Genomic DNA, 12,854 nt, shown 5'->3' with positions numbered 1-12,854 from the left:
ACCTTCTCAGTTCATATTTCACATATGGCAAGTATACTCTCAGTCGCACTCACAATCATCGTACAGGCGGCAATGATCAGCGCCCTGTACGCGCTGATCGCCATCGGATTTACCCTCATCTTCGGCGTCGGGGGTGTCCTGAATCTCGCCCACGGGGCCACCATCACGATGGGCGCGTTCTCGGCGTACTACGCCGGCCAGTTCGGCCTCGGTATCCCGGGGGCGGTGCTGGCCTCGGTCACGATCCCGGCGCTGTTCGCCGGCCTGCTGTATCTCGGCATGGTCAAGCGGCTCGAAGAGGAGCCGATCATGGTGATGATCACGACGCTCGTGGTGAGCGTCGTCATCGAACAGGCCATCGTGGTCTTCGAGGGAACGACCAGCCGGTCGCTCCCGAGACTCATCGAGGGTCAGTTCTCCATCGCCGGGTCGACGTTCCAGAACCTGCTGGGCGTGATGTTCGTCGTCTCGTGGATCATCATCGGCCTGTTGTTCCTGTTCGTCAACTACACGAAAACCGGCAAAGGCATCCTGGCGGTCAGCATGAGTCACAAGGGCGCATCGCTCGTCGGGATCAAGAGCAGTCGCATCAACCTGATCACGTGGATCATCGCGGGCGCGTTCGCCGGCATCGCCGGCCTTTTCCTGGGATCGTGGCTGACGGCCGACTTCGCGATGGGGCAGGCACAACTCGTGCTCTCCTTCTCCATCGTCGTCGTCGGCGGGATCGGCTCGATCCGTGGAAGCGTCATCGGCGCGTACCTCATCGGCTTCCTCGAGATCGCGACGACGAACCTGATCTCGTCCAGCCTCCAGGGGCTGGCACCGCTCGTCGTCCTCGTGGTCGTCCTGCTGGTGAAACCTGAAGGCCTCTTCGGCCGGGAGTTCGCGGAGTGATACCATGACTGACAATTCAAAATCTCGACTACGCCTGCTACTCGGGCAACTGAACCCGCTCGGACTGCCGCTGCGACAGAAGATCGGCGTGCTCGGACTGGCCTTCCTCATCGCGCTACCGCTGCTGGTCTCGCTACCGGTCGTCGGCCAGCTCGTGGTGATCATCCTGCCGGCCAACTCCTGGGAACTCGGGCTGTACAACGTGGCGGCCGCGCTGTTTTTCGCCATGTTCGCGATGAGCTGGGACGCCGTCTCCGGCTACACCGGCGAGATCAGCTTCGGGCACGGCCTGTTTTTCGCCGTCGGGGGCTACACCTCGGCGTTGCTGAACATGGGCCACGGACTCTCGCCGTGGATCTCGATCCTCGGCGGTGTCTTGCTGGCCGCACTGGCCGGCGTCATGATCGGCGTGCCGGCCCTCCGTATCGAAGGGCCGTACCTGTCGCTGGTGACGCTGGTCGCACCGCTCATCTTGCTCCAGGTGTTCATCTTCATGAGCGACATCTTCGGCGGTGAACAGGGCCTGAGCAACCCCGACAATCTCATCGGCCTGGGCTTCGTGAGCAACTACTTCCTCGCGCTCGGGCTGTTCCTCGCCATCTTCGCCCTGCTGTGGGCACTCACCCGCTCGAACACGGGATCGATCCTCACCGCGATCCGCGAGGACGAAGACGCCGTGTCGGCCGCGGGCCTGAGCAAGGCGAAGTTCAAGATCTTCGCGTTCGTCCTCAGCGGCGCTATCGGTGGCCTCGCCGGCGCAGTGTACGTGCACACGCCGGTCGGGTCGCCGACGCCCTCGGAGCTGATGTCGGTCATCATCAACGTCGAGGTCATCATCGCAGCCGTGCTGGGCGGAATGGGGACCATCGTCGGGGCTGCACTCGGCGGCCTGTTCGTCGCCATGGTGCCCGACTACCTCAATCTCGTCGAGTTCACCGTCCCGGTGCTCGGGAAGTCCATCTCGGAGATGTCGTTCTTCCTATTTGCCATCGTGACGCTCTTCCTGCTGAACATCTTCCCCGGTGGCGTGTTGCGCTGGGGCATCGCGCTGGGCCGGCGCGCGACCGGCCGCGACGGCGGTGAAGAAGGCATGGCGGCCGACGGGGGCCAGTCCCCCGAGGACGCCGGCACCAACCCGGTCGCACAGACCATGGAACGCTATCAGGAGTACTACGACAACATGTTCGGAGGTGACGACGAATGAGCGCCGACACGACGGCAGAGGAAGCGGCGACGGCGACGGTCGACGACGAGGTCGGCCCCGACGACGGCATCCTCGCCGTCGAGGGCCTGCGCAAGGAGTTCGGCGGCCTCGTGGCCGTCGACGATCTCTCCTTCGCGGTGCAGGAACAGGAGATCCTGGGCTTTATCGGCCCCAACGGCGCGGGCAAGTCGACGACGTTCAACTGCGTGACGGGCACGTACCCCCCGACCGCCGGCACCGTCTGGTACAAGGGCGAGGAGGTGACCGGAACGCCGCCACACGAGATGGTCAAACGCGGGATGGCCCGCACGTTCCAGTCGTTCGCACCGCTCGAAGACCGGAGCGTCCTGAAAAACGTCGCGCTCTCGATGATGAAGGACAAACTGGTCACGACCGACGGCCTGCTGGGCGAGTTCCGGTCCGATGCCAAGGAGATCTGTGAGCGCGTCGGCCTCGGCGACCGGCTCCACCAGACGCCCGCGGAACTGCCTCACGCCGGGATGCTCCGGCTGGAACTCGGGCGCGCGCTGGGGACCGATCCCGACCTGTTGCTCGTCGACGAGCCGTTCGCCGGTCTCTCCGGGCCGGAGGTCGAGAGCGTCTCGGAACTCCTGCTCGAACTGCGCGACGAGGGGATGACCCTCGTCGTCGTCGACCACAACATGCGCGGACTCCTGCAGTTGATCGACCGCGCCATCGTGATCAACTTCGGTTCGCTGCTCGCGGAGGGCACACCCGACGAGATCAAGAACAATCCCGAGGTTCAGGAGGCGTATCTCGGAGGTGGACTCGAATGAGCTCCGACGCAGAGGGCACCACGGGCGCGGCGGCCGGCTCCCGTCCCGGCGGCGACTCGATCCTGTCCATCGACGACGTCCACGTCTCCTACGGGAAGGTCCAGGCGCTCAACGGCGTCGACCTGGAGATCGGAACCGGCGAGTTGATCTCGGTCATCGGTCCCAACGGCGCGGGCAAGTCGACGCTGGCCAACTCCATCTCCGGCTTTCTCCCCTACGACGGCTCGATCACGTACAAGGGCGAGGAGGTCGGCGAGAGCGATCCGGAGGGCCTCGTCGAGCGTGGCCTCATCCAGTGTACGGAGAAACGGGACCTGTTCGGGTTCATGTCCGTCGAGGACAACCTCGATCTGGGCACGTACGTCCGGGGTGACTACGACGAACGGCTGGAGTTCGTCTACGACCTGTTCCCGACGCTGGAGGAGCGCAAGGACCAGCACGCCCACACGATGTCGGGCGGGGAACAGCAGATGCTCGCCATCGGCCGCGCGCTGATGAGCGACCCCGAACTGCTGGTGCTGGACGAACCGACGCTGGGGCTCGCACCCGTCATCCTCGACGACATCAGCGAGGGCATCGACCGCATCCAGGAGGAAGGCGTCACTATCCTGCTGTGTGAGCAGAACGTCACCTTCGCGATGAACCACGCCGACCGGATCAACCTGCTCGAAAACGGCGAGGTCGTCCGGCAGGGACCGCCGTCGGAACTGCGCGACGACGACTACATCCGCGAGTCCTATCTCGGCGGATAACCCCTCACACCGCCGAACCGCTTCCGTTGTAAGCTCCACCGCTCCCCACGGCACCGTTGTTAGCGCCTGACACGAAATGCCGAAACGATGGTGGAGGATAAGACAACTATTTTAATCACGTCAGCCGTTGGTGGCGAGTGATGACAAACCTCGTAAACGACGTGGCCGAGACGGTCGCAGAATACCCCGAACAGACCGCTATCTCCTTCCGGGACACGGACATCTCCTACGAGGCGTTCTGGCACCGGACCGGGCAACTCGCGGCCGCACTGCGGGACGCCGGCGTCGAACCCGGCGACCGCGTGGGCGTCTACCTGCCGAACCTCCCGCAGTTCGTCACCTCCTACTACGGCGTCCTCCGGGCCGGCGGGGCCGTCGTCCCGATGAACCCCCAGTACAAGGCCCGCGAGATCAGCCACATGCTCGAGGACAGCGAGGCCAAGGCCGTGGTCGCGCTGTCGGATCTGGTACCGTTCGTTCGCGAGGTGCAGGACGACACGAACGTCGAGCAGATCGTCAGCGTCGGCGGTGACGCCGAGGGCGCGACCGAATTCGACGCCTTCCTCGCCGACGAACCGATGGAGACCGTCGAGCGCGACGACGAGGACGTGGCCGCCCAACCCTACACCAGCGGGACCACGGGCACGCCGAAAGGCGTCCTCCTGACCCACCGCAACCTGGGCTGGATGACCCGCCACGCCGGCGACGTGATGGAGGAGGACTACGGCCCCGAGGACAAACTGCTGGGCGTCCTGCCCCTGTTCCACATCTACGGCATGACCGTCGTGATGAACGCCGGCCTCTACAACGGCTCGACGTACTACCCCCTGCCCGAGTGGGACGCCGAGACCGCGATGGGTCTGATCCAGTCCGAGCAGTTGACCATCATGCACGGGGTGCCCGCGATGTACAACGACATCATCAACCACCCCGACGCGGGCGACTACGACTTCTCCAGTCTCCGCTTCGTCAACTCCGGCGGGAGCAGTTGTCCGGTCGAGGTCATCAACCGCTTCGAGGAGATCTTCGGCGTCGAACTGTTCGAGGGCTACGGCCTGACCGAGACGAGTCCGATCACCCACGCCAACCGGCCCGGCGCGCGCCGGAAAGGCTCCATCGGCCAGCCCATCCCCGGCGTCGACGCCAAGATCGTCGACGAGGACTTCGAGGAGATGCCCCGCGTCGAGGAGGGTCCCATCGACGAGGAGGAGGTCAACCTCGACGAGATCGTCGGCGAGGTCGTCGTCTCCGGCCCCAACGTGATGAAGGGCTACCACGGTCGCCCCGGCGCGAACGAGGAGGCCTTCACCGAAGTCGACGGCAAGACCTGGTTCCACACCGAGGACCTCGGCTACTGGGACGAGGACGACTACTTCTACGTCATCGACCGGGAGAAACACATGATCGTCACGGGCGGGTACAACGTCTACCCGCGTGAGGTCGAGGAGTTGCTCTTCGAGCACGAGGACGTGGCCGACGCGGCCGTCGTCGGCATCCCGGACGAGCGCCGTGGCGAGACGGTCAAGGCCTTCATCGTGCCCAAGCCCGACGCCGACGTGACCCCCGAGGAGATCAAGGAGTACTGCCTCGAACACATGGCCGAGTACAAACACCCCCGCCAGGTCGAGTTCGTCGAGGAACTGCCCCGCACGACGACCGGGAAGGTCCAGAAGTTCGAGCTCCGCGAGCAGGAAGAAGCGAACTGATCGGCCCGGCAGGGTCCGGCCATCGACGGGCCGACCGAACTGTGTGAGCGCTTGCAAAAATTCACTTCACCGTGGGTGACCTACTGTCACCCATGTCCTCAGCGGACATCGACAGGGTCGACAAGGGGATTCTCTATTTACTCCAGCAGAACGCCCGGAGCCACACGACCGCGGACATCGGCGAGAAAGTCGGAGTCTCGTCCAGCACGGTCGCCAACCGCATCAACGATCTCGAATCGGCCGGCGTCATCACCGGCTACTTCCCGTCGATCGACTACGAGAAGACGGATCTGCGACACCACGTGCTCGCTATCGCGACGGTCCCGATCACGGAACAGGGCGACACCGCCGACGATATCCTCTCTATCGCCGGCGTCGTGAGCGTCAGAGAACTGCTGACGAGCAAGCAGAACCTGTCGATAGAACTGGTCGGTCACACCCAGGACGACATCGAGCGGAGCCTCACGGCACTGAACGAAACCGGTGTCGACGTCGAACGCATGGTCATGATGAAACGACACCGGTTCCAGCCGTACGATCACTTCGGAAAACAGTACACCAGCGAGGCCGAGAGTCGATGATTTCCAGCCTGTTTAAAATGCGGCTGTATATTGTAAAATTATCAATACTTTCAAGAACGTGGGGCCGTTGTTTCGAAGCATGACTGCCCCGGCCAGTACGGTGATCGGAGGGAATCGGAGCGTCAGTCAGTCCGTGGTGGAGGCGGTGGCGCGGGAGAAGGGAGTCGACCCGTCCGACATCACGCCCAAATTGTACGAGGCGGTCGATCCGGAGGCGCTGGACAGGATCTTCGCCGGTACCTCGGCGGCCGGTCAGCGGGAGGGACGGATCGTCTTCACCTACCACGGATGCGAAGTCACCGTCCACAGCGAAGGGTCGGTCTCCATCGAATCCTGACGGACTCGAATCCGTTTTTCTGCCCTGTCACACGGCTGCCGTCGCGTCTTCCCGACAGGCACAGATCTCGTCGATTGCGGCGGCCACCAGGTCACGCCGCCGCCCGTGAACCTGTTCGCGGAGGACGGTCAGGCGGTACTGGACGCGTTCGAGTCGGCCCTGATCCGGCGGGCGCTCCTTCTCGGTCGCGAGGTACCAGAGCTGTCCCGCCAGTTCGTCCAGTTCGTCCTCCATCCCGGTTTCGGGCGGCGTCTCGATGGCGTCCAGGAGGGCCCGGTTGGCCGCTTCGAGGTGTTCCCGCGTCATGCGCGAGGCTCGCGTCCGCAGTCGGATAAGTTACTCCCCACGGAACTGTGACGACGAACGCCCACCACGGTTCAGGCCGCAGTCCCCCGTGTGAAGGCGTCTCCCGTGACGACTCCGCCACAGACGACACAGCCGTTCGCGACGAGGAGTCGGCGGACCGCCTCGTCGACGACCGTCCGCTCCCCGCAGTGGGGACACTCGAACTCGAAGTCGGGCATCGGGCGTCGGTTCGGCCACGGTGGGACTAAAACGCGGGCCACAATGCTGTGGGGGTTGTGATGCCCCTGCCAGACACGGCCCGACCGGCACCGCTCACTTAAACCGCCACGACGTTTTGGTCGGGAAGCTACCGAGGCCCGGGTGCTATGGCTAGGCGACGCGTTCGCGTCGGAGACACCAGCATGTCATGCGAACTCGAATCCGCGGTCGAGTCGGCGTTGGGGCAGGTACAGAATCCGTCGCTCGGAACCGACGTGTACGAGGCCGGGCTGGTCCACGACCTCACGGTCGAGGACGGCGACGTGACGGTCGCGCTCGACACGACCGCCGTCGACCCCTCGATGGCCCGCGGAGTCGCAGACGCCGTGGTCAGCGCGGTCGGCGGCGTCGACGGCGTCGGCGAGGTGCGCGTGCGGCAGGTGACGCCGCAGTCCGGCGGCGGCCACGCGATGGGCGGCGGTCACGGGACCACGCCGGCGCACGACCACGGCGGTCGTCCCGACAACGGGCACGACGCCGAGTCCGCCGACAACACTGATGCCTTCGAAGGGATCGACCGGGTGATCGCGGTCGCAAGCGCCAAAGGCGGCGTCGGGAAGTCGACTGTCGCGGTCCAGCTGGCCTGTGCGCTGGCCGCGGACCGCGCGGTCGGGATCTTCGACGCCGACCTCTACGGTCCGAACGTCCCGACGCTACTCGACGTGGACGGGCCGGTCCGGGCGGGCGCGGACGACCGGCCCCGGCCCGTCGAGACCGGCGGCGTCGAGGTGATGAGTACCGGGCTGATGAGCGACAGCCAGCCGCTGGCCTGGCGCGGGTCGGTCGCCCACGACGCGGTGACGGATCTGGCCGAGACGACTGCCTGGACCGACCGGGACACGCTCGTCCTCGACTTGCCGCCCGGAACCGGCGACGTGCCGCTGTCGATCCTTCAGGAGACGAGCGTGGACGGTGTGCTGTTCGTCACCACGCCGTTCCAGTCCAGCGTCGCCGACACGCGCCGGAGCGTCGAGTTGTTCGCCGACGAAGGCGTGCCGGTGCTGGGGACGGTCCTCAACATGGCCAGTCACACCTGCCCGGAGTGTGGGGACGAACATCCGCTGTTCGCGGGCGAGGCCGACGACCTCGACGTCCCGGTCCTCGCGGAGTTGCCGTTCACCGACGACGTGCAGGAGACGGCCGTTCCCCGGGAGGCACCGGACCCGTTCGCGGAGCTGGCCGAGCGTGTGACCGAGCGGCTGGCCGAGGTCGGCCACATCGACGTGCCCGAGGCCGCCGTCGACGTGCGCGGTCTCGACCCTGAGGCACGGTACGAGGCCGTCGAACAGGGGTTCGCGTCGGTCGCGTCGGGCGACCCGTTCCACCTGGTGAGCGACCGGGACCCGACGCCGGTCCGGGAGTACCTCGGCGAACTGGCCGGCGTCGAGGACCCCCTGCTGGCCTTCCAGCCGTTCGAGGTCGAAAAGCGGGGGCCCGAGACGTGGGTCCTCCGGACGAGACGGCCCTGAGAATCAGTCGCCGTCCGCGCGAGCGAAGCGAGGGCGGGCTCGATTGACGAACGGGGCGAATCAATCGGTGTCCGCGCGAGCGAAGCGAGGGCGGGCTCGATTGGCGAGCGAAGCGAGTCAATCGGCGTCGACGATGGCGTCGAGCACTTTCGACTGGGCGATGGCGAGGTGTTCGGTGAACGTCGACAGCGTGATCCCGAGTTCGCCGGCCACGTCGCTGGCGTTGGCCTCGCGGGGATGCTCGAAGTAGCCCATCCGGTAGGCGGTTTCGATGACCTCCTGCTGGCGGTCGGTCAGCCGGCTCCGGTCCACGAGGACGAGGTTCTCGTCGTCCACGTCACCGGACTGGCTGAGGTGTTCCAGCTGGACGCCCTCGTAGCGCTCCCGGAGCTCGGAGACGATCTCTCGGACGTGGTCCACGTCCGGCGCGTAGAAGGTCAGGTGGAGCCGGCCGTCCTCGGCGCGGACGTTCTGGAGCGGACAGCCCTGCAACTCGACGGTCTCACAGACACAGGGGTCGGTCCAGTCGCGGTCGAACCGGTAGCGGGTCCGGCCGTCGGTCTCGAAGACCGGGTCCACGTCCGCGCGGTCGAGGTCGGCTTCCACGGTGAACTCCTCGGTGACGCTCCCGTCGCCGGCACGGTTCCAGGTTACCGACTCGACCGAACTACCGGTGTCCGCCGATACCTCGCCCGCCGGACACCCCGCCGGGGCGTCGACCGCCATCGCGATCTGGAGACCGGTCGCGCTCATAGTCACTCATCGGTGTTCCCACAGCATTTGGGTACTCCCGGAGATGTTCGGACCCACTCGGAGCGGTGTCCGGGACGGTCCCAGCGGGGGCGGAGAAAAAGCCCCATCCAGTTTTGGCCCCACACTGATTCCCCATCCGCCGGTATCTACACGTGCAACCGAACCCGACCTGGCTTCGGTTGCCGGACAGAACGGATCGGGCTACCGAACCACGACCGGCGAAGCGTCCACAGTTCGGGCGGTTCAGATCGCCCGGCATCACAGCGGTCCGAGTGCTGGTGTCCTCCGCCTCGGCGGTGCCGGGACTCCCCCGGCACGTTCGCCCGCTTCCATCGGAACGCACTCGATACCTCTGTTTCCTTATTATTTATCTGGACCCGAATACAGTAAGATACGAATACTGATAAATAACTGGTTAAACGCATCTATGTAATGCGAATTTTTAAGCTAGCCTAAAATACAGTTCTGTGGGAGTATAAAAACCAAAGCCCGAACGTTTTCCCGTACGTTCCAGTCTTCTGAGAACACGCTCGCGGAGTCAAATAGATCCGGGCGAACGTTCCGGTGTATGACAGCGCATGGTGGACGGACGACCGCGGCACAGGAGGTGAGCCATGTCGCTCTCACGGCGTGAGTTCCTCGCGGCGGCGGGGACCGGCGCGGTGGGAGCGCTCGTGGGCGACGCCTGGTCGGCGACCCAGGCCGTCGAACCGGTGACCAGCGTGGACAACCCGCTCAAGTCCTATCCCAATCGTGACTGGGAGCGGGTCTACCACGAGATCTACGAGTACGACAAGGTGGACTGGACGGTCTGTCACCCCAACTGCACCCAGTCGTGCGCGCTGAACTTCTACATGAAAAACGGGGTGCCGATCAGGGCCGAGCAGATCTACCACGAGGAGGAGGGCAGTCCCGGGCCGGGGAGTCCGGGCGGCTACGAGGAGGCCGACGTGAGCCGCCACTGGAACCCTCGCGGGTGCATGAAGGGGCTGACACTCCACCGGCGGACCTTCGAGCCGTCCCGGATCAAGTACCCGATGGTCCGGAAGGGGTGGGACCCCGAGGACCCCAGTCCCGAAGGTCGGGGCGAAGACGAGTTCGAGCGCGTCTCCTGGGACGAGGCCATCGACCTGATCGCCGAGAAGATGGCCAATCTGGAGGACGAGAAGCGGTTCCACGTCTTCAACGCCATCAAGGCCGACGGGCTGATCACCCGGCACGGCGCTGGCCGGCGGCTGGCCTCCATCTTCGGCGGCTGTGAGTGGACGGAGTACGACTGGTACGCCGACCTGCCGCCGGGCCACGTCATCACGACGGGCTACCAGACCAGCGACGCCGACGCCGCCGCATGGCGGAAGGCCGACTACACGATCATGCAGGGGAAGAACCTGATCCACAACAAGCTCGCGGACAACCACTGGCTCCAGGAGACCCGCGAGCGCGGCGGCGAGATGGTCGGCGTCTACCCCGACTACTCCCCGACCGTCCAGAAGTGTGATCGGTGGCTCCCCATCCGCCCCGGGAGCGACGCCGCGTTCGCGCTCGGGGTCGCCCACGTCATCATCGACGAACAGCTGTACGACGAAGAGTTCATGCGCCAGTACACGACCCTCCCGCTCCTCATCCGCCAGGACGACGGGAAGTACCTGCGCGCACACGAGGTGTTCGAGGACGTGGAGCCGCCGGCGGACGGCGAGGGGGGCGAGCCCGAGTCCGGCGGCCACGGCGGCCACGGCGAGGGCGACTGGGGCCAGTTCGTCGTCCTGAACCAGAACGGCGAGCCGGTCCCGCTGGACCGCGAGGAGGTCGGCACGGAGACGCCGGTCACGCCCAAACTCGAAGTCGACACGGAACTCTCGCTGGTCGACGGCGACTCGGTCGGGGTCCACACGGACTTCACCCGGCAGAAGTCCAACATCATGGAGAACTACGACCCCGAGACGGTCGAGGAGATCACGACGATCCCGGCCGACGGACTCCGGAAGACCGCCCGGGAACTCGCCGCCGCGGAGAAAGCCCAGTGGTTCACCGGCGAGGGGATCAACCACTGGTTCCACAGCAACGACTCGCTCCAGCGGACGATCTTTTTCGTCCAGTCGATGCTGGGCAACATCGGCGAGGCCGGCGCGGGCTACTACAACTACTCGGGCCAGTACAAGATCGAGTTGCTGGACGGCTACCCGACCTTCGTCAACCCCGACGGCAACGCGGCTCACGGGATGTACCCCGGCTACGCCTTCGCCTTCTTCGGCGGCGAGCAACTCGACCCCCACCGTATCCGCGGGGACTTCGACGAGGAACTGGACCTCGTCCCGCAGGGTGACGCCGACGAACCGGTGATCCCGGAGAACGCCGAGGGGTACACGATGTCCCGGCCGGCCGTGCTGTGGACGATGAACTGCAACCTCCTGAACCAGACCAAACACCAGGAGCACGTCGTCGAGAACTTCGTCAAACACCCGGACACGGGCAACGAGCTGTTCATCGTCTCGGACATGCACATGACGTACTCGGCCCGGCACGCCGACATCGTCCTGCCCGTGCACTCCTGGCTCGAATGCGAGTACCCCGACATCACGGTCGGGCCGGAGAACCCCTTCCTGCACATGGACCACGGGGTGATGGACCCCATCTACGACACCAAACAGGACGGGGAGATCTGCGCGCTCGTCGCCGAGAAACTCGACGAGAAGATCCCGCCGGCGGAGCGCAACGTCGACTCCTACCGGGACTACTTCGACAAGTTCCTCGACGACGACAAGGACGTCCGGGACTACATCCAGGAGACGCTGGACGCGGGCATGACCACCCGCGACATCGACGTGGAGGACATCGAAGACGGGCCAGCGCGGTTACAGCTGAAGACCTACCCGCGAGTCCCGTTCTGGTCGCAGATCCACGAGGATCGTCCCTTCTACACAAAGACCGGCCGGATGGAGTTCCACAAGGAGGAAGACCGCTTCCTCGAACTCGGCCGGTCGGACCTCGATCACGTCGAGAGTCCCGAGGGGACGCCCTACGGCCGCAACGAGAAGTGGGAGACGGCCAAGGATCAGACCAATCCGATCTACGAGGACGGCAAGCAGTTCTACTACAACACGCCCCACCCGAAGTACCGGACCCACTCCTCGTGGGGCATGACCGACTGGAACCTGATCTGGTCGGCCAGGGACTTCGGGTCGACCAGCGCCGACCCGGCGGGAACCGACCGCCTCGTCGAGGACTTCTCGTTCCCGCAGGGCGAGGGCGAGACCAACGACGTGCCCCCGCTCGGCGAGCCGTTCGTCGAGATCCACCCCGAGGACGCCGACGACATCGACGTGGAGACCGGCGATTACGTGCGGATCACCGGCCTGCGGGGCGACCTGGTGATCCGCGCGATGGTGAGCGAGCGGATGCGGCCCCGCTCCGCGGGGGACATGGGTCAGCTGACGATCTGGCACGGCTGGTGGCCCCAGCAGTTCCCCGAGGACGAGGAGCAGGGCGACGGCATCACGGGCTACAACGTGACGACGAACATCTGGCTCGACCCCGCTCAGGAGACCGACGACCTCGTCCACAAGGGCGTGTTCGGCGACCCGAACATCTCGGACGTGGTCGAGGACTCGATCGCCTGGAAGGGCGCGGAACTGGAATCGGGCTACACCGAGACCGTCTGGGCACCGACGGGGACGAACCGCGACGACCTCGTGGAGGTCGAGAAGTACGAGGAGGCCGACTGGCGGCCCGGCGACGCCCGCCGGGACGACCTGGTCGAGGGCTACATCGACGGGCAGCTACAGTGAGGTGAGCAG

Annotated in this window: 12 protein-coding genes; 9 read left to right on the top strand and 3 right to left on the bottom strand. The window is 65.5% G+C overall.

Annotation, left to right across the window (positions count from 1 at the left end):
- Positions 1-24 precede the first annotated feature (24 nt).
- From ACOZ4N_RS07505 to ACOZ4N_RS07475, 7 genes are all read left to right on the top strand, one after another.
- A complete protein-coding gene (locus tag ACOZ4N_RS07505; RefSeq protein ID WP_424019308.1) occupies positions 25-897 on the top strand; it encodes a branched-chain amino acid ABC transporter permease in 873 nt (290 codons plus the stop codon).
- 4 nt (positions 898-901) lie between these two features.
- Positions 902-2,101 (top strand): branched-chain amino acid ABC transporter permease, encoded by a 1,200-nt coding sequence (locus ACOZ4N_RS07500; protein ID WP_424019307.1) that lies wholly within the window; start codon positions 902-904, stop codon positions 2,099-2,101.
- Positions 2,098-2,898, top strand: coding sequence for an ABC transporter ATP-binding protein (locus tag ACOZ4N_RS07495; RefSeq protein WP_424019306.1), 801 nt, complete (start codon positions 2,098-2,100; stop codon positions 2,896-2,898). Before ACOZ4N_RS07500 ends, ACOZ4N_RS07495 begins: the two co-directional genes overlap by 4 nt.
- Positions 2,895-3,650 (top strand): ABC transporter ATP-binding protein, encoded by a 756-nt coding sequence (locus tag ACOZ4N_RS07490; RefSeq protein ID WP_424019305.1) that lies wholly within the window; start codon positions 2,895-2,897, stop codon positions 3,648-3,650. Before ACOZ4N_RS07495 ends, ACOZ4N_RS07490 begins: the two co-directional genes overlap by 4 nt.
- Positions 3,651-3,790: 140 nt before the next feature.
- Positions 3,791-5,356, top strand: a complete 1,566-nt coding sequence (locus ACOZ4N_RS07485) for a long-chain-fatty-acid--CoA ligase (protein WP_424019304.1) — start codon at positions 3,791-3,793, stop codon at positions 5,354-5,356.
- Between the two features lie 92 nt (positions 5,357-5,448).
- Positions 5,449-5,937: an Lrp/AsnC family transcriptional regulator gene (locus tag ACOZ4N_RS07480; RefSeq protein WP_424019303.1), complete on the top strand. Its 489-nt coding sequence runs from the start codon at positions 5,449-5,451 to the stop codon at positions 5,935-5,937.
- A gap of 79 nt (positions 5,938-6,016) precedes the next feature.
- Complete coding sequence (locus ACOZ4N_RS07475; protein WP_424019302.1) at positions 6,017-6,274, top strand: HalOD1 output domain-containing protein; 258 nt, start codon at positions 6,017-6,019, stop codon at positions 6,272-6,274.
- A 27-nt stretch (positions 6,275-6,301) separates the two neighbouring features.
- Here the strand turns inward: ACOZ4N_RS07475 and ACOZ4N_RS07470 are convergent, their stop codons facing one another.
- Both ACOZ4N_RS07470 and ACOZ4N_RS07465 read right to left on the bottom strand, forming a co-directional pair.
- The gene (locus ACOZ4N_RS07470; RefSeq protein WP_424019301.1) at positions 6,302-6,580 is read right to left on the bottom strand and encodes a DUF7553 family protein; all 279 of its coding nucleotides are present in this window, start codon (positions 6,578-6,580) and stop codon (positions 6,302-6,304) included.
- A gap of 71 nt (positions 6,581-6,651) precedes the next feature.
- Positions 6,652-6,798, bottom strand: a complete 147-nt coding sequence (locus ACOZ4N_RS07465) for a DUF7560 family zinc ribbon protein (protein WP_424019300.1) — start codon at positions 6,796-6,798, stop codon at positions 6,652-6,654.
- 183 nt (positions 6,799-6,981) lie between these two features.
- On the opposite strand from ACOZ4N_RS07465, the gene ACOZ4N_RS07460 reads away from it, so the two are divergent.
- On the top strand, positions 6,982-8,307 hold the full coding sequence (locus ACOZ4N_RS07460; RefSeq protein ID WP_424019299.1) for a P-loop NTPase: 1,326 nt from the start codon (positions 6,982-6,984) through the stop codon (positions 8,305-8,307).
- Between the two features lie 117 nt (positions 8,308-8,424).
- Here the strand turns inward: ACOZ4N_RS07460 and ACOZ4N_RS07455 are convergent, their stop codons facing one another.
- On the bottom strand, positions 8,425-9,060 hold the full coding sequence (locus ACOZ4N_RS07455; protein ID WP_424019298.1) for a helix-turn-helix domain-containing protein: 636 nt from the start codon (positions 9,058-9,060) through the stop codon (positions 8,425-8,427).
- Positions 9,061-9,674: 614 nt separating this feature from the next.
- Between ACOZ4N_RS07455 and ACOZ4N_RS07450 the strand changes: the two genes are divergently transcribed.
- Positions 9,675-12,845: a molybdopterin-dependent oxidoreductase gene (locus ACOZ4N_RS07450; protein ID WP_424019297.1), complete on the top strand. Its 3,171-nt coding sequence runs from the start codon at positions 9,675-9,677 to the stop codon at positions 12,843-12,845.
- Positions 12,846-12,854 lie beyond the last annotated feature (9 nt).

Source organism: Halorientalis pallida (assembly GCF_049605515.1).
Lineage (GTDB): Archaea > Halobacteriota > Halobacteria > Halobacteriales > Haloarculaceae > Halorientalis > Halorientalis pallida_A.
This window is presented reverse-complemented; position numbering and strand designations above follow the sequence as displayed.

Bases quoted from the DNA above. Each gene is read 5' to 3' on its own strand.
- ACOZ4N_RS07490 (WP_424019305.1), top strand. From the start codon at position 2,895: ATGAGCTCCGACGCAGAGGGCACCACGGGCGCGGCGGCCGGCTCCCGT.
- ACOZ4N_RS07465 (WP_424019300.1), bottom strand. From the start codon at position 6,798: ATGCCCGACTTCGAGTTCGAGTGTCCCCACTGCGGGGAGCGGACGGTC.
- ACOZ4N_RS07470 (WP_424019301.1), bottom strand. From the start codon at position 6,580: ATGACGCGGGAACACCTCGAAGCGGCCAACCGGGCCCTCCTGGACGCC.
- ACOZ4N_RS07505 (WP_424019308.1), top strand. From the start codon at position 25: ATGGCAAGTATACTCTCAGTCGCACTCACAATCATCGTACAGGCGGCA.
- ACOZ4N_RS07455 (WP_424019298.1), bottom strand. From the start codon at position 9,060: ATGAGCGCGACCGGTCTCCAGATCGCGATGGCGGTCGACGCCCCGGCG.
- ACOZ4N_RS07485 (WP_424019304.1), top strand. From the start codon at position 3,791: ATGACAAACCTCGTAAACGACGTGGCCGAGACGGTCGCAGAATACCCC.
- ACOZ4N_RS07475 (WP_424019302.1), top strand. From the start codon at position 6,017: ATGACTGCCCCGGCCAGTACGGTGATCGGAGGGAATCGGAGCGTCAGT.
- ACOZ4N_RS07500 (WP_424019307.1), top strand. From the start codon at position 902: ATGACTGACAATTCAAAATCTCGACTACGCCTGCTACTCGGGCAACTG.
- ACOZ4N_RS07460 (WP_424019299.1), top strand. From the start codon at position 6,982: ATGTCATGCGAACTCGAATCCGCGGTCGAGTCGGCGTTGGGGCAGGTA.
- ACOZ4N_RS07495 (WP_424019306.1), top strand. From the start codon at position 2,098: ATGAGCGCCGACACGACGGCAGAGGAAGCGGCGACGGCGACGGTCGAC.
- ACOZ4N_RS07450 (WP_424019297.1), top strand. From the start codon at position 9,675: ATGTCGCTCTCACGGCGTGAGTTCCTCGCGGCGGCGGGGACCGGCGCG.
- ACOZ4N_RS07480 (WP_424019303.1), top strand. From the start codon at position 5,449: ATGTCCTCAGCGGACATCGACAGGGTCGACAAGGGGATTCTCTATTTA.